Origin of the sequence: Microbacterium algeriense (assembly GCF_008868005.1) — a bacterium.
GTDB lineage: Bacteria > Actinomycetota > Actinomycetes > Actinomycetales > Microbacteriaceae > Microbacterium > Microbacterium algeriense.
The window spans coordinates 1,166,008-1,181,350 of sequence record NZ_WAAO01000002.1 but is presented as its reverse complement, the minus strand read 5'-3'; the positions used below and the strand labels follow the sequence as shown (position 1 = coordinate 1,181,350).

Sequence of the window (15,343 nt, the reverse complement as noted above, 5' to 3'; positions counted from 1 at the left end):
AAACGTTCGAACCGGAGGACACGATGGGTAACCCGCTGAAGAAGACCATGGTGTATCTCGGCCTCGCCGATGAGGAAGAGGTCTACGAGGAGGAGACGCAGGCACCCGCCCGCGCCCACCGCGAACGCGACCGTGAGCGCGAAGAGCCCGCACCGGCTCCCGTCACGCCGCTGCGTCGCCCCGTCGCCGTCCGCCAGCCGTCAGCAGGAGCCGTGAACGAGATCCTCACCGTCCACCCCAAGCAGTACCGCGACGCACAGCTGATCGCGGAGAGCTTCCGCGAGGGCGTCCCGGTCATCATCAACCTCTCCCAGATGAGCGATGCCGATGCGCGCCGCCTCATCGATTTCGCCAGCGGTCTCTCGCTCGGCCTGTACGGCCGCATCGAGCGTGTGACCTCGAAGGTCTTCCTGCTCTCGCCGGAGAACATCGCGGTGTCGGGTCACGGGGGAATCGCGCACGCAGACGTCGAGTCTGCGGGCTTCGACCACTCGTAGCCCGTGCAGCTGGTCGCGGTCCTCGCCAGCATCGTCCATCTGGTGCTGCTGCTGTACATCTTCGTGCTCTTCGCGCGTCTCATCCTGGACTACATCCCGATGTTCAACCGGGAATGGCGTCCGAAGGGCTTCGGTCTGGTCGCCGCCGAGGCGGTCTACACGGTGACCGATCCGCCCATCCGGTTCTTCCGGCGGCTCATCCCGCCGTTGCGCATCGGCTCGCTGTCGCTCGATTTCGGGTTCACGCTCACCCTGCTGGTGGTGCTGATCCTGATGAACATCGTCGGGCTCTTCGCGCGCTGAACCCCGCGCGGATCTCCGGGGAGTTCCCGCAGTCTGGGTGTCGTGACATCGCGGCTCCGAGGCGCGGGGGCTATGCTGGCACCCAGGTGCGCGCCCCGGGTTCGCGCCACATCACGACCACGCCATACATCGATACTGGCAATCGAACTCATCGAAAGAGGAGCCACCCATGGCACTTACCCCGGATGACGTCGTCACCAAGCAGTTCCAGCACGTCCGCTTCAAGGACGGCTTCGACCCGGACGAGGTGGACGACTTCCTCGACGAGATCGTCATCGAGTGGCGCAAGGCTCTCGAGGAGAACGCCGAGCTGAAGGCCAAGCTGGCCGCCTACGAGTCCGGTGCCGCTCCCGAGGCCGCGACGGCCGCGCCTGCGCCCGTCGCCGAGGCTCCGGCTCCTGTCGCCGAGGCTCCTGCCGAGCCTGCGCCGACCGGTTCCGCGACCGCGACCGCCGGCATCATCGAGCTGGCCCAGCGTCTGCACGACGAGCACGTCGCCGAGGGTGAGGCGAAGCGCAACCAGCTCATCACCGAGGCTGAGGCCGAGGTCGCGCGCATCCGCACCGAGGCAGAGGCCAAGCAGCGCGAAGAGACCGCTCGTCTCGAGCGCGAGCGCAACACGCTCGAAGCCCGCATCACCGAGCTGCGCAACTTCGAGCGCGACTACCGCTCGCAGCTGCGCGGCTACATCGAGGGTCAGCTCCGCGACCTCGACGAGAAGTCGGCTTCCACGGACTCGACGCCCGTCTCCGCGATCGGTCTGTAAGGCGCCCTCTTGTCAGGACGCCCACCCCTTCGTCGGTCGGCGGCCGGTGCGATCGTTGCGATTCTCGCAGCGCTCGTGCTGGCCGCCGATCAGTTTGTGAAGTACCTCACGATCGAGAACCTCCCCCTGGAGAAGGTGGTGCCGGTTCTCGGAGAGTTCTTCCAGCTCTACTTCGTGCGCAACCCCGGCGCCGCGTTCTCCCTCGGATCCGAGGTCACCTGGATCTTCACGATCGCTCTGGCCATCGTCGCCGGTGTGATCGTGTGGAAGGCGTTCGGCCTCCGGTCCCGCCTCTGGGCCGTGGTGCTCGGCTGCCTCCTCGGCGGCGTGCTGGGCAACCTCACCGATCGCCTGTTCCGGGAGCCGGGCTTCCCCGTCGGCCACGTGGTCGACATGATCTCGATGCCCTGGATGATGCCGGCGATCTTCAACGTCGCAGACATCTTCATCGTGACGGGCATGATCTCGGTCGCGCTGCTGGTGGTCTTCGGCCTCCGCTTCGACGGCACGCGGGAGCGCGATCACCCCGTCGTCGAGACCGACGAGGAGGCCGAGGCGGCTGCGGCCGCCGCCGTCGAGGCGACCGAGACGGACGACGAGGCTGTGAGCGCGGAGGATCCGGCGGACGCTGCCGCCTCCGACGGCGCCGCGTCGTCCGGTGCGGCGCCCGCCCCCGAGGGACGCTGACGGTGGAATCACGGTCTCTGCCCGTCCCGGACGGCCTCGACGGCCAGCGTGTCGACGCGGCGCTGGCGAAGCTGATGGGGTTCTCCCGCACCTTCGCCGCGGACGTGGCGGCCGGGGGAGGCGTACGTCTGGACGGGGTGACCCTCGACAAGTCCGACCGTCTGCGCGGCGGAGGATGGCTCGACGTGGAGTGGCAGCCGCGTGAGGCGCCGCAGATCGTCCCGATCGCGGTCCCCGAGCTCGGCATCGTCTACGACGACGACGACATCATCGTGGTCGACAAACCCACCGGCGTCGCGGCGCATCCGTCCGTGGGCTGGGACGGACCCACCGTGGTCGGCGCTCTGGCCGCAGCGGGCTTCCGCGTCGCCACGAGCGGAGCGCCGGAACGGCAGGGCGTCGTCCACCGGCTCGACGTCGGCACCAGCGGTCTGATGGTGGTCGCGAAGTCGGAGCACGCCTACACCGTGCTCAAGCAGGCATTCAAGGACCGCACCGTCGAGAAGGTCTACCACGCCGTCGTCCAGGGGCATCCGGACCCGCTGTCCGGCACGATCGACGCGCCGATCGGTCGGCACCCCAACCACTCCTGGAAGTTCGCGGTCGTGCCGGACGGGAAACCGTCGGTCACGCACTACGAGACGCTGGAGGCGTTCCCCGGGGCGTCCCTGCTGGAGATCCATCTGGAGACGGGCCGCACGCACCAGATCCGCGTGCACATGGCGGCGCACCGACACCCCTGCGTCGGCGATCCGCTGTACGGCGCGGACCCGACCCTGTCGGCGCGGCTCGGGCTCACGCGGCAGTGGCTGCACGCGCACCGGCTGGGCTTCGCGCATCCGACGACGGGGGACTGGGTGCAGTTCGAATCGCCCTATCCCGAGGACTTCCGCCACGCTCTGGACGTGCTGCGCGGGGACTGATCCGCGCTTCTCCCGCAGGATGTCCGACGTCTGCGCCACACTGAGCGCATGACCATCGAGGTTCGCCCCGCGACCGAGTTCGACGACGTCGCGACGCTCGTCGGGCCGAGGAAGCCGACGTCGAACGTCTGCTTCTGCCTGAGCTACCGCATCGGCAACAAGGAGAACGTCGCGCTGCGAGGGCAGGCTCGCGCCGACCGCGTGCGCGAGCTGTGCCACCAGGATCCGCCACCCGGCGTGATCGCCTACCTCGACGACGAGCCGGTGGGGTGGGCCGCCCTGCACCCGCGGCGCGACACCAGCTTCGCCCGCAACCGGCTGATCCCGCACGTCGACGACCTCGATGTGTGGTCGCTGTGGTGCTTCCGTGTCCGCCCCGGTTTCCGCAAGCAGGGCATATCGCACGCGCTGATCGAGGGGGCCGTGGCGTACGCGCGCGAGCGGGGCGCACCGGCGATCGAGGGCTATCCGGTGGACAACGGCGGGGAGAAGGTGAACCTGACGATGGCGTATGTCGGCACGCGGGCCCTGTTCGAGAGCGCGGGTTTCGTGAAGGCGGCCGTCACGCGGTCGGTGCTCGACGGGTTCCCCCGCGTGCTGATGCGGCTCGATCTGGAGTCATCGCAGAAGTCGTCGAAGAAATCGTGAACTCTTCGGTGACGCACGGGCAATACATAGTGTGAGCACAGACAGCGAGATCATCCAGCGATCGCTCGGACAACCGCCCGCGTTCGCCGAGCTGTTCGATCGGCACGCCCGTGCCGTGGGAGGTTATGCCACGCGCAGGCTCGGCCCCGACGCGGGAGAGGACGTTCTCAGCGAGACCTTCCTGGTCGCGTTCTCACGGCGATCGACCTTCGACACCGCCTGGGACTCTGCGCTCCCGTGGCTGTACGGGATCGCGTCTCGACTGGTGAAGAAGCATCGGGCACGTGAGGTGGCGCACCTCCGTTCGACGGCGGCGTCAGCGGCTCGGGACGAGCACGTCTCCCACGGTGATCTCGAAGCCACGGTGGCGCGTCTCGATGCAGAGATCTCGGCCAGAGAGCTCGCCCCCCTGATCGCTTCGCTCTCGCCGAAGGATCGCGAGACCCTGCTGCTCTACGCCTGGGGCGATCTCACCTATGAAGAGATCGCCACCGCTCTGGGAGTGCCGGTCGGCACTGTCCGCTCGCGCATGAACCGCGTGAGGACGAGGTTGAACCCCACGCACGGACGCAGCCGTCGACGAGTCGTGAACGAACGGAAGGGAGATGCCGATGGACGTCATCGAGCGAGTGCGTGAGGTGAATCGGGCGGTAGACCTGAGCGAGACCCGGATCGCCGCGGCCAAAGCGCGATTCCTCTCCGGTGTAGCGGAGAGCTCGGCTCCACCGAAGCGGATCGCGCGCCGGTCCACCTTCGTCATCGCGGGGGCCGTGGTCGGGGCGGCTGCCGTCACCGCGAGTGTCCTGGCCGTCCATCTGTCCGCTGCCCCGCCCCCGCGCGTCGAGGCGGTGCCCGTACTTCCGACTGTCGTACCGAGTGCGTCGCCCTCACCGCTGCCGACGACGGTGGATCCGACGCCCGTGACCGCGGCATCCGTGTTCGCGGAGGCCGCTCGGGCGTCGGGGTCCAACGCGGCTCCGGCGCCACAGCACGGTCAGTACCTCCGAATCGAGCGGGAAGTGAACAATCTCGTCCTCTATGGCCCGACGAGTCCGACGACGCCGTTCGACGCGTCGCGGGCGGACGCGACTGCCGCCTGGACGGCGAGATCGCACTGGACGCTCTATGTGCCGGCCGACCGTTCGGCCGAATGGGTGCAGGAATTCTCCAATCAGTTCGAGGTGGCAGGGTTCTATGGGACCTCTGCTGAGGTTCACGCCCAGGAATGGCTCGGGGTCGGCCCGCGCGAACCCTTCTTCACGCGCACCCCAGGCGGTCTCGGTGAGCCGGCCGAGGGCGAGCTCTCCCGAGCGTCTGAGGCGTACTACTCGGAGTTCCCCCGCGACCCCGCTGCGCTGCTGGAATGGATCCGCGTCCGGAACGGTGCGACGGACGGCTCCGAATGGTCGGTCGGCACGGTGACGGAGGTGGTGCTCGAGGAGCTCCAGTACAACACGGCGCCGGCTGATCTGAGGGCGGCGCTCTACCGCGTCCTCGCGATGCTCCCGAATTCGACGATCACCTCGGTCGAGGGCTCCATCGCCACGGTGTCCTTCTCGCCGAATCCGGGTCGGTGGGTCAGCAACCAGGTCTCGGTGGATCAGTCGACCGGTCTGGTCGTCGGATCGGCGATCCGGCAGGACCCGGGAGAGGGGATCGTTCCCGGTGACATGTTCGATTCGTGGACGACGACCACCGTGAGCGTGGTCGACGCCGCGCCGTGACCTGGCGTAGCGGGGACCCGGCGCCGACCTCCGGTGTCGGGGCCCCGCCGTAGACTCGAAGGCATGGCATCCGACTCCTTCGTCCACCTGCACGTGCACAGCGAGTACTCCATGCTGGACGGTGCTGCGAAGATCAACGCGATGACCCAGGCGGCAGCCGATTACGACATGCCGGCCATCGCCGTGACCGACCACGGCAACACCTTCGCGGCGTTCGAGTTCTACAAAGCGGCCAACGCGGCGGGCATCAAACCGATCATCGGGCTCGAAGCGTACGTCACCCCCGGCACGCACCGCAGCGACAAGTCGCGTGTGCAGTGGGGCTCGCCCGACCAGAAGAGCGATGACGTCTCCGGCTCCGGTGCGTACACCCACATGACCATGTGGAGCGAGAGCACCGAGGGCATGCACAACCTGTTCCGGCTCAGCTCCCTGTCGAGCATGGAGGGGTACTACTTCAAGCCGCGCATGGACCGCGAGCTGCTGCAGACGTACGGGAAGGGGCTCATCGCGACCACCGGCTGCCCCTCCGGAGAGATCCAGACGCGTCTGCGCCTGGGGCAATACGACGCGGCTCGGGCGGCCGCGGCGGAGTTCCAGGACCTGTTCGGCAAGGAGAACTACTTCGCCGAGATCATGGATCACGGCCTCTCGATCGAGCGGCGCGTGATGACGGATCTGCTGCGCCTCGCGAAAGACCTGAGCATTCCGCTGGTCGCCACGAACGACTCCCACTACACCCACCAGCACGAGGCCGACGCGCACGAGGCGCTGCTGTGCGTGCAGTCGGGGTCGACGATGGACGATCCGAACCGCTTCAAGTTCGACGGCGACGGGTACTACATCAAGACCGCAGCCGAGATGCGGCAGCTCTTCCGCGACCACCCGGAGGCGTGCGACAACACGCTGCTGATCGCCGAGCGCTGCGAGGTCGAGTTCAACACCTCGGCGAACTACATGCCCCGGTTCCCGGTCCCCGAGGGCGAGACCGAGGACAGCTGGCTGATCAAGGAGGTCGAGGCAGGGCTGCACTACCGGTACCCGGGCGGAATCCCGGACAAGGTGCGCAAGCAGGCCGAGTACGAGACCGGGATCATCCTGCAGATGGGCTTCCCCGGATACTTCCTCGTCGTCGCGGACTTCATCAACTGGGCCAAGGACAACGGCATCCGCGTCGGACCCGGTCGCGGTTCCGGTGCCGGTTCGATGGTCGCGTACGCCATGCGCATCACCGACCTCGACCCGCTCGAGCACGGTCTGATCTTCGAGCGGTTCCTCAACCCCGACCGCGTCTCGATGCCCGACTTCGACGTCGACTTCGACGACCGTCGCCGCGGCGAGGTCATCGACTACGTCACCGAGAAGTACGGCTCCGAGCGCGTCGCCCAGATCGTCACCTACGGCACGATCAAGTCCAAGCAGGCCCTCAAGGACGCCGGACGCGTCCTCGGCTTCCCGTTCAGCATGGGGGAGCGGCTGACCAAGGCGATGCCGCCGCCCGTGATGGGCAAGGACATGCCGCTCGACGGCATGTTCGACTCGGCGCACCCCCGCTACAAGGAGGCGAGCGAGTTCCGGGCGCTCATCGAGACGGACCCCGAGGCCAAGACGGTCTTCGACCGCGCTCTCGGGCTCGAGGGACTGAAGCGCCAATGGGGTGTGCACGCCGCCGGTGTGATCATGTCGTCCGAGCCGCTGCTCGACATCATCCCGATCATGAAGCGCGAGCAGGACGGGCAGATCGTCACGCAGTTCGACTACCCGTCGTGCGAGTCGCTCGGACTGATCAAGATGGACTTCCTGGGGCTGCGGAACCTCACCATCATCTCCGACGCCCTCGACAACATCCGGACCAACCGGGGCGAGGAGCTCGATCTCGAGCACCTGCCACTCGACGACCGCGGCGCCTACGACCTGCTCGCCCGAGGCGACTCGCTGGGCGTGTTCCAGCTCGACGGCGGACCCATGCGTTCGCTCATGCGCCTCATGAAGCCCGACAACTTCGGCGACATCTCGGCGCTCATCGCGTTGTACCGACCAGGCCCCATGGGTGCCAACTCGCACACGAACTACGCGCTGCGCAAGAACGGCCAGCAGCCGATCACCCCGATCCACCCGGAGTTCACCGAATCCCTCGCCGACATCCTCGAGGAGTCGTACGGTCTGATCATCTACCAGGAGCAGGTGATGGCCATCGCGCAGCGCGTCGCCGGCTTCTCGCTCGGCCAGGCAGACATCCTCCGACGCGCGATGGGCAAGAAGAAGAAGTCCGAGCTGGACAAGCAGTTCGAAGGCTTCCAGGCCGGCATGCACGCGAACGGCTACTCCGACGGTGCCGTGAACGCCCTGTGGGAGATCCTGCTGCCGTTCTCCGACTACGCCTTCAACAAAGCACACTCCGCCGCCTACGGGGTGGTCTCGTACTGGACCGCCTACCTCAAGGCGCACTACCCCGCCGAGTACATGGCGGCGCTGCTGACCAGCGTCGGCGACTCGAAGGACAAGATGGCGCTGTACCTGAACGAGTGCCGCCGCATGGGCATCAAGGTTCTCCCGCCCGACGTCTCCGAGTCCATCAACTACTTCGCGGCCGTCGGCGACGACATCCGCTTCGGTCTGGGCGCCGTGCGCAACGTCGGCAGCAACGTCGTCGACGGCATCATCAAGTCCCGCGAGAAGGAGCGCTTCACGTCGTTCCACCACTTCCTCGACAAGGTGCCGCTGCACGTGGCCAACAAGCGCACGGTCGAGTCGCTCATCAAAGCCGGTGCCTTCGACTCGATGGGAGATTCTCGACGAGCCCTCATGGAGGTGCACGAAGACGCCGTCGAAGCGGCGGTCGACCGGAAGCGCAACGAAGCTCAGGGTGCGATCGGGTTCGACTTCGACAGCCTGTACGACGGCACCGAGGAGGTCGCGCCGGCCAAGGTGCCCGCACGCCCCGAATGGACGAAGAAGGACAAGCTCGCCTTCGAGCGGGAGATGCTCGGTCTGTACGTCTCGGATCACCCGCTCGCCGGTCTCGAGGTCCCGCTGGCGAAGCACGCCTCGATCTCGATCCACGACCTCATCAACTCCGAGGACATGCAGGACGGCGACCAGGTGACGGTGGCCGGACTGGTGACGAGCGTGCAGCACCGCGTGGCCAAGGCCAGCGGCAATCCGTACGGCATGATCACGGTCGAGGACTTCAACGGCGAGGTCACCGTGATGTTCATGGGGAAGACGTACACCGAGTTCCAGCACACCCTGCAGCAGGACGCGATCCTCGCGGTGCGCGGGCGGGTCTCGCGGCGCGACGACGGCCTCAATCTGCACGCGCAGTCGGCGTTCTCACCCGACGTGGGATCGTTCGACGCGGCCGGTCCGCTGTCGCTCGTGCTCGCGGAGCAGCGGGCGACCGAGCGCGTCATGACGGAGCTGGCGGAGGTGCTGCGTCGCCACAACGGCGACACCGAGGTGCTGCTCCGCGTGCATCGGGGCGGGACGGCGAAGGTCTTCGAGGTGCCCATGCCGGTCAAGGTCTCGGCCGACCTGTTCGGTGACCTCAAGTCGCTGCTCGGACCCGCCTGTCTCGGGTGAGCGGGGTAGGATCGTGACCCGTCGGCAGCACGACGAATCCCCCCGTCGAGCACTGTGACGAAAGGACCCTCCATGAGCACGGATCTTCCCGAAACCGACCCCGAGGACCAGGTATTCAGCGACGACGACGGCGTCCTCTACGACGAAGAGGTGACGCCCGAGTACGGGATCCTCGGGTTCACGCTGCGGGAGCTGCTCATCGTCGCGGTGTGGCTGGTGTCGTTCGTCGTGTCGTTCTTCCCCTTCGCCGGCGACGTCTCGCTGTGGGGCGTCGGCATCCAGTGGATCCTCCCGATCGGACTCCCGACGGTCGCGGTCTTCCTTCTCGTGCTGCGTCGCTTCTCGCCCGACGGGATCCGTCGCGTCGGCTCCCTGGGCATCGACCAGTTCGCCTCCGTGGCCTTCTCGGTCGCCGCCGTGGTGTGGGCCGGGAACCTGTGGCTGGCGATCTCCGGCATGATCTCCGGAGGATTCTGGGCTCTCCCGTGGAACGGCGTGGTGATGAGCATCGCCTCGCTCGCCCTGGTCGTGCTCACCGTGTTCGCCCCGATCATCCCCGGGCTCAAGGAGGACTTCCAGGGACGCCTGGTGACCCTCGCGCACCGCAACGCGAACCCCGTCCGCCCGGTGATCGCCCGGCCTCGCCCGGAGTCCGAGTCCGCGTCCGCATCGGCTGCGGTGCCATCCGAGGAGTCCGAGGTCGAGATCACCTCGGACGAGCGACTGCACACAGACGAGGTGCACCGCCTCGATCTGGCAGAGCAGGTGCCTCTCTCCGCTCACGCCTCGGGCGGGGGAACGGGCACCGAGCAGACCACCGCCGACGAGGAGTACCGGCCCACGTACGCACGTCGTTCCCGAGCGGCGGAGCCCGAGATCGTCTCCGACACCGGGAGCATCGAATCGCTGCTGCAGACGGCCGCGCGCGTCGAGACCGGTGACGTCTACGCCGCGGAGAACACGCCGGTGTCGGCGGCACCCGCCAGCGGCACCCCTGACGCGGTCGACCGCGACGGAGCCGACTCGGACACCGCCGGATTCGACGCTCCGGAATACGACGCGCCGGCACCCGAGACGCGCGCCTTCGACACGACGGTCCTCGACGATGCGACCCCGAGCGGCGACCGTTCGGGTGCCGTCGACGACGGTGCGGACGTCGAAGCGACGAACCCGCGGGAAGCCGCGCCGGCCGCCCAGCCGTTCTGGATCCTGGCTCCGACCGAGCGCGACGTGCATGACGAGCGCGGCGAGCCGATCTTCCGAGTCGGTCCGACGGCGTGGGCTCTCGTGATCGAGGACCGTGGCGGAGCGTACGTCGTCCGACATGACGACGGCCGCATCGGCTACCTCCACGAGATCTCCGACATCACGAAGGGCTGACATGCGCACGATCGACCTGCGAGGGCGCGAGCTCTCGCCCGCTGACATGCTCGCCGCCGTCCCCCGGGCCACGCAGGCGCGCGCCGAGGCGCTCGACACCGCGGCTCGGATCGTGGACGACGTGCGCGAACGCGGTGAGGATGCCCTGCGCGAGCAGGCTGAGCGGTTCGACGGTGTCACGGGCCACGACGTGCGCGTCCCCGAGAACCACATCGCCGAGGCTCTCGCGGAACTCGCCCCCGACGTGCGCCAGGCGCTCGAAGAGGCGATCCGTCGCGTGCGCCTCGCGTCGGCCGCTCAGGTCCCCGCCCCGCAGACGACGCGGATAGGGGAGGGGGCGGTCATCACGCAGCGATGGCAGCCGGTCCACCGCGTGGGCGTGTACATCCCGGGAGGCAAGGCGGTCTACCCGTCGAGCGTCATCATGAACGTCGTCCCGGCACAGGTCGCCGGCGTCACGCAGATCGCGCTGGCCTCGCCGCCCCAGGCCGACCAGGGCGGGCGCATCCACCCCACGATCCTCGCGGCCGCCGCACTCCTGGGCGTCTCCGAGGTGTACGCGATGGGCGGGGCGGGGGCCATCGGTGCCTTCGCGCACGGCGTGCCCTCGCTCGGACTCGACCCGGTCGACGTGGTCTCCGGCCCCGGCAACAACTACGTCGCCTCCGCCAAGCGCGCCGTCGCCGGCGTGGTCGGCACCGACTCCGAAGCCGGAGCGACCGAGATCCTCGTGGTCGCCGATGCGGACGCGGATCCCCGCCTGATCGCCGCCGATCTCGTCAGCCAGGCGGAGCACGACGAGCAGGCCTCGGCCGTGCTGGTCACCGATGCTCCAGCGGTCGCCGAGCAGGTGGCGATCGAGGTCGAACGGCTCGCCGCGCGCACCCGGCACAGCGAGCGCGTCGGCGCCGCGCTGTCCGGGCCGCAGTCCGCGATCGTGCTCGTCGACGACCGGGCGATGGCGACCGCCTTCAGCAACGCATACGCACCGGAGCACCTCGAACTGCACCTGAGCGACGCCGAGGACGTGGCTGCCGCGTTCACGAGCGCAGGAGCCGTCTTCGTCGGAGACCAGACGCCGGTCAGTCTCGGCGACTACATGGCCGGCAGCAACCACGTGCTCCCGACGGGCGGGCAGGCGCGATACGCACCGGGCCTCGGTTCGTACACGTTCCTCCGTCCGCAGCAGGTCATCTCCTACGACAGGGCCGCGCTGGCAGCCGTGCGCTCGGGGGTGGTCGCCCTCGCCGAGACCGAGGTGCTCCCCGCGCACGGTGAAGCGATCGAGGCCCGCTTCACCGCGTAGGATCGGTCAGATGCACTGCCCCTTCTGCCGCCATCCGGACTCCCGCGTCATCGATTCGCGCACCAGCGACGACGGCCTCTCGATCAGGCGCCGACGTCAGTGCCCCGAGTGCGGAGGGCGATTCACGACCACCGAGACCGCGAGCCTCAACGTCATCAAGCGCTCCGGCGTGATGGAGCCCTTCAGCAGGGAGAAGGTCATCACCGGCGTGCGGAAGGCGTGTCAGGGGCGTCCCGTCACGGAGGGCGACCTCGCCGTCCTCGCGCAGCGCGTGGAGGAGGCGGTGCGGCAGACGGGCGTCTCGCAGCTCGACACGAACGAGATCGGCCTCGCGATCCTCGGTCCGCTGCGTGAACTCGACGAGGTCGCCTTCCTGCGATTCGCGAGCGTCTACCAGGCGTTCGATTCGCTCGAGGACTTCGAGGCCGCGATCACGGACCTCCGCGCCGACCACACGGAGCGGGAGTCCGCGGACCGGTAATCTGGCAGGGATGTATCCGCTGCTCTTCCGCGCTGTCCTCTCGCGCTTCGACCCCGAATTCGCCCATCACGCCGGCATGGCGGTGATCAGGGCGCTCGGAGTGCCGCCCTTCTCCTGGGCGACACGGGCGCTCACCCGCCCCGACCCGACCCTCCGCGTCGAGGCGCTGGGCCTGACGTTCCCCTCGCCCTTCGGCGTGGCGGCAGGGTTCGACAAGAACGCCGTCGGCGTGCGCGGTCTCGCCGCACTCGGGTTCGGTCACGTCGAGGTCGGCACCGTGACCGCGATCCCTCAGGACGGCAACCCGAAGCCGCGACTGTTCCGGCTCGTCGCCGACCGGGCAGTCATCAACCGGATGGGCTTCAACAACGCAGGAGCGGATGCGGCGGCTCGACGGCTCGCACGCCTGCGCCGCGGCGCCCCCGACACGGTGATCGGCGTCAACATCGGCAAGAGCCGTGTCGTCGAGGTCGAGGACGCCACGGCGGACTACGTCGCGTCAGCCACGCGCCTCGCGCCCCTCGCCGACTATCTCGCCGTGAACGTGTCGTCTCCGAACACCCCGGGGCTGCGCGGCCTGCAGGCGGTCGAGACGCTCGCCCCGCTGCTCCGCGCCGTGCGCGAGGCCGCAGGCTCGGCTCCGCTTCTCGTCAAGATCGCCCCCGACCTCCCGGACGAGGAGATCGCGGCGATCGCGCGGATGGCCGTCGAGGAGGGCCTTGCCGGCATCATCGCGCACAACACGACGATCAGCCGCGACGGCCTGCTCACCGATCCCGCGACCGTCGAGGCCGCGGGGGCGGGCGGACTATCCGGAGCGCCCCTGAAGCAGCGTTCCCTCGACGTGCTGCGGGTGGTGCGCGACGCCGTGCCCGAGGACTTCTGCGTGATCGCCGTCGGCGGCGTCGAGACGCCGGAAGACGTCCAGGAGCGCCTGGACGCGGGTGCGACCCTCGTGCAGGGCTACACGGCGTTCCTGTACCGCGGCCCGTTCTGGGGCCGCGAGATCAACAGGGGACTGGTCAGGCGGGGTACTGGCCGCGCTTGACCTGCGGCTTCGGCAGGCGCATGAACCGCATCTGCAGGGAGCGCATCGCGGCGTACCAGCCGAGACCCCGCTCGAGGCGGTCCTTGCCGAACTTCGCCGCAGCCTTGCGCTTGACGCGCATGCCGAGCAGGATCATGCCGCCGATCGCGATGACGAGGTAGCCCATCATCACGATGTAGGCGTAGAACGAGATCATCATGTTGGTCGGCAGGAGCGAGGCGAGGATGACGAGCACCATCACGCCCATCACGAACTCGGCCGGGTGCCAGCCCGCGTCGACGTAGTCGCGCACCCAGCGGCGCTGCGGGCCCTTGTCGCGGGCGGGGAGGTACTTCTCCTCACCGGCGGCCATGCCGGCCTGCGCGCGGGCGCGACGCTCGTTGAGCTCGGCCTTCGCTGCGGCCTTCGCCTCCTTGGTGTTCGCGACCAGGGGACGGCGACGCGCCGCCTCCTGCTCCGCGCGGGTCGGCGTCGCGCGTCCCTTTCCGACGGCTGGCGTCTCGGGGGCGTCGTCGTTCGTCGAAGGGGAGGCAGGGGTAGTGGCCACGGAGTTCCTCGGGTCGCTGGCGGGGGATCACCTTAAGATTACTCGCATGACCTCTCCTGTTCTCCCCAGTGAGTCCGACGCCGCCGTCCTCGAGGCCGTGGCGACCGGCATCCCCGCTGCTCTCTCGGATCTCGGCCACCTCGTGCGCATTTCCGGCATGGCCTGGCCCGCGTTCGATCAGACGCAGCTGGAGCGCAGCGCCGAGGCGGTGGCCGCGCTGGCGAAGGACACCGGCGTCTTCGACGACGTCCGTGTGCTCCGTGCGGCGATCCCCGGGACCGACGAGCAGGGACAGCCCGCCGTGCTGGCCACGCGCGCCGCACGCAACGGCAAGCCGACGATCCTGCTGTACGCGCATCACGACGTCCAGCCCCCCGGAGACGACGCGCTCTGGGAGACCCCGCCCTTCGAGCCGACCGTGCGCGACGGCCGTCTGTACGGACGTGGCGCCGCCGACGACAAGGCCGGGATCATGGCGCACATCGGCTCGATCCGTGCCGTGCGCGAGGTGCTCGGCGACGACCTCGACCTGGGGATCGCGCTGTTCATCGAGGGCGAGGAGGAGTACGGCTCCCGCTCCTTCGCCACGTTCCTCAGCGACAACAAGGATGCGCTGCGCGCCGACGCGATCGTGGTCGCCGATTCCGGCAACTGGGACTCGGTCACCCCCGGCCTCACGGTCTCCCTGCGCGGCAACGCCCGCTTCACGATGTGCGTGCGCACCCTGGACCATGCCTCCCATTCGGGGATGTTCGGCGGTGCGGTGCCGGACGCGATGATGGCGACCGTCACGCTGCTGTCCACCCTGTGGAACGCCGACGGGTCGGTCGCGGTGGCGGGGATGACGGCGCGCGACGCGGCCACGCCCGAGTACACGGAGGAGACGCTGCGCGACGAGGCGGGGCTGTTGCCAGGGACGACCCCGATCGGGGACGGCACGATCCTCAGCCGCATCTGGAACAAGCCAGCGGTCACCGTGATCGGCATCGACGCCACGAGCGTCTCCGCGGCGTCGAACACCCTGCTTCCGGAGGTCACCGTCGTCATCAGCGCCCGTGTCGCCCCCGGGCAGACCGGCCGCGAGGCGTACGAGGCGCTCGAGGCGCATCTCCGCGCGCACGCGCCGTTCGGAGCCGAGCTGTCGTTCTCGGACGTCGACCTCGGCGACGGCTTCCTGGTCGACACGAGCGGCTGGGCCGTGTCCCTCACCCGTGATGCGATGCGCGACGGCTACGGGGTGCCTCCGGTGGATCTCGGCGTGGGCGGATCCATCCCGTTCATCGCCGATCTCGTCCGCGAGTTCCCCGAGGCGCAGATCCTCGTGACCGGCGTCGAGGACCCGCATTCGCGGGCGCACAGCCCGAACGAATCCCTGCACCTGGACACCTTCCGCCACGCCGTGGCGACCGAGGCGCTCATGCTCGCGCGGATGAATGGCATGAACCTCTGAG

The 15,343-nt window shown here is 68.7% G+C and carries 15 protein-coding genes; 14 read left to right on the top strand and 1 reads right to left on the bottom strand.

Translation table 11 applies throughout. From position 1 onward, the window contains the following. Positions 1-23 precede the first annotated feature (23 nt). The 13 genes from F6A08_RS13325 (at position 24) to F6A08_RS13265 (ending at position 13,345) form a co-directional block, all read left to right on the top strand. Positions 24-497, top strand: coding sequence for a cell division protein SepF (locus F6A08_RS13325; RefSeq protein ID WP_017202839.1), 474 nt, complete (start codon positions 24-26; stop codon positions 495-497). Positions 498-500: 3 nt separating this feature from the next. Further along, a complete protein-coding gene (locus F6A08_RS13320) occupies positions 501-800 on the top strand; it encodes a YggT family protein (RefSeq protein WP_017202838.1) in 300 nt (99 codons plus the stop codon). 169 nt (positions 801-969) lie between these two features. Next, positions 970-1,566, top strand: coding sequence for a DivIVA domain-containing protein (locus F6A08_RS13315; protein WP_124895752.1), 597 nt, complete (start codon positions 970-972; stop codon positions 1,564-1,566). 9 nt (positions 1,567-1,575) lie between these two features. Then, positions 1,576-2,253 (top strand): signal peptidase II, encoded by a 678-nt coding sequence (lspA, locus tag F6A08_RS13310; RefSeq protein ID WP_225855828.1) that lies wholly within the window; start codon positions 1,576-1,578, stop codon positions 2,251-2,253. Positions 2,254-2,255: 2 nt separating this feature from the next. Next, positions 2,256-3,176 carry an RluA family pseudouridine synthase gene (locus tag F6A08_RS13305; protein ID WP_017202835.1) on the top strand — a complete coding sequence of 307 codons (921 nt, stop codon included), beginning with the start codon at positions 2,256-2,258 and terminating at the stop codon, positions 3,174-3,176. Positions 3,177-3,224: 48 nt separating this feature from the next. Further along, positions 3,225-3,824, top strand: a complete 600-nt coding sequence (locus tag F6A08_RS13300) for a GNAT family N-acetyltransferase (RefSeq protein ID WP_151459659.1) — start codon at positions 3,225-3,227, stop codon at positions 3,822-3,824. A gap of 31 nt (positions 3,825-3,855) precedes the next feature. Next, complete coding sequence (locus F6A08_RS13295; RefSeq protein WP_151459658.1) at positions 3,856-4,461, top strand: RNA polymerase sigma factor; 606 nt, start codon at positions 3,856-3,858, stop codon at positions 4,459-4,461. Then, on the top strand, positions 4,436-5,548 hold the full coding sequence (locus F6A08_RS13290) for a hypothetical protein (protein ID WP_151459657.1): 1,113 nt from the start codon (positions 4,436-4,438) through the stop codon (positions 5,546-5,548). The genes F6A08_RS13295 and F6A08_RS13290 overlap by 26 nt, the downstream gene beginning before the upstream one ends. A 63-nt stretch (positions 5,549-5,611) precedes the next feature. After that, entirely contained in the window at positions 5,612-9,130 is a 3,519-nt protein-coding gene (gene dnaE / locus F6A08_RS13285; protein ID WP_017202831.1) for a DNA polymerase III subunit alpha, read from the top strand. Positions 9,131-9,202: 72 nt separating this feature from the next. Continuing rightward, positions 9,203-10,510, top strand: a complete 1,308-nt coding sequence (locus tag F6A08_RS13280; protein ID WP_151459656.1) for a DUF2637 domain-containing protein — start codon at positions 9,203-9,205, stop codon at positions 10,508-10,510. Between the two features lies 1 nt (position 10,511). Continuing rightward, positions 10,512-11,816 carry a histidinol dehydrogenase gene (gene hisD / locus F6A08_RS13275; protein ID WP_151459655.1) on the top strand — a complete coding sequence of 435 codons (1,305 nt, stop codon included), beginning with the start codon at positions 10,512-10,514 and terminating at the stop codon, positions 11,814-11,816. Between the two features lie 10 nt (positions 11,817-11,826). Beyond that, positions 11,827-12,297: a transcriptional regulator NrdR gene (gene nrdR, locus F6A08_RS13270; protein ID WP_017202828.1), complete on the top strand. Its 471-nt coding sequence runs from the start codon at positions 11,827-11,829 to the stop codon at positions 12,295-12,297. A gap of 10 nt (positions 12,298-12,307) precedes the next feature. After that, entirely contained in the window at positions 12,308-13,345 is a 1,038-nt protein-coding gene (locus F6A08_RS13265; protein WP_151459654.1) for a quinone-dependent dihydroorotate dehydrogenase, read from the top strand. Here F6A08_RS13265 and F6A08_RS13260 read toward each other — a convergent pair. Continuing rightward, entirely contained in the window at positions 13,320-13,892 is a 573-nt protein-coding gene (locus tag F6A08_RS13260; protein WP_124895745.1) for a DUF3043 domain-containing protein, read from the bottom strand. The two genes, F6A08_RS13265 and F6A08_RS13260, sit on opposite strands and share 26 nt — an antisense overlap. A 46-nt stretch (positions 13,893-13,938) precedes the next feature. Here F6A08_RS13260 and F6A08_RS13255 point away from each other — a divergent pair, with 46 nt between their 5' ends. Then, positions 13,939-15,342, top strand: coding sequence for a dipeptidase (locus F6A08_RS13255; RefSeq protein ID WP_151459653.1), 1,404 nt, complete (start codon positions 13,939-13,941; stop codon positions 15,340-15,342). The last annotated feature ends 1 nt before the right edge of the window (position 15,343 follow it).

Bases quoted from the DNA above. Each gene is read 5' to 3' on its own strand.
- F6A08_RS13325 (WP_017202839.1), top strand. From the start codon at position 24: ATGGGTAACCCGCTGAAGAAGACCATGGTGTATCTCGGCCTCGCCGAT.
- F6A08_RS13315 (WP_124895752.1), top strand. From the start codon at position 970: ATGGCACTTACCCCGGATGACGTCGTCACCAAGCAGTTCCAGCACGTC.
- F6A08_RS13300 (WP_151459659.1), top strand. From the start codon at position 3,225: ATGACCATCGAGGTTCGCCCCGCGACCGAGTTCGACGACGTCGCGACG.
- F6A08_RS13290 (WP_151459657.1), top strand. From the start codon at position 4,436: ATGGACGTCATCGAGCGAGTGCGTGAGGTGAATCGGGCGGTAGACCTG.
- dnaE (WP_017202831.1), top strand. From the start codon at position 5,612: ATGGCATCCGACTCCTTCGTCCACCTGCACGTGCACAGCGAGTACTCC.
- F6A08_RS13280 (WP_151459656.1), top strand. From the start codon at position 9,203: ATGAGCACGGATCTTCCCGAAACCGACCCCGAGGACCAGGTATTCAGC.
- hisD (WP_151459655.1), top strand. From the start codon at position 10,512: ATGCGCACGATCGACCTGCGAGGGCGCGAGCTCTCGCCCGCTGACATG.
- nrdR (WP_017202828.1), top strand. From the start codon at position 11,827: ATGCACTGCCCCTTCTGCCGCCATCCGGACTCCCGCGTCATCGATTCG.
- F6A08_RS13265 (WP_151459654.1), top strand. From the start codon at position 12,308: ATGTATCCGCTGCTCTTCCGCGCTGTCCTCTCGCGCTTCGACCCCGAA.
- F6A08_RS13255 (WP_151459653.1), top strand. From the start codon at position 13,939: ATGACCTCTCCTGTTCTCCCCAGTGAGTCCGACGCCGCCGTCCTCGAG.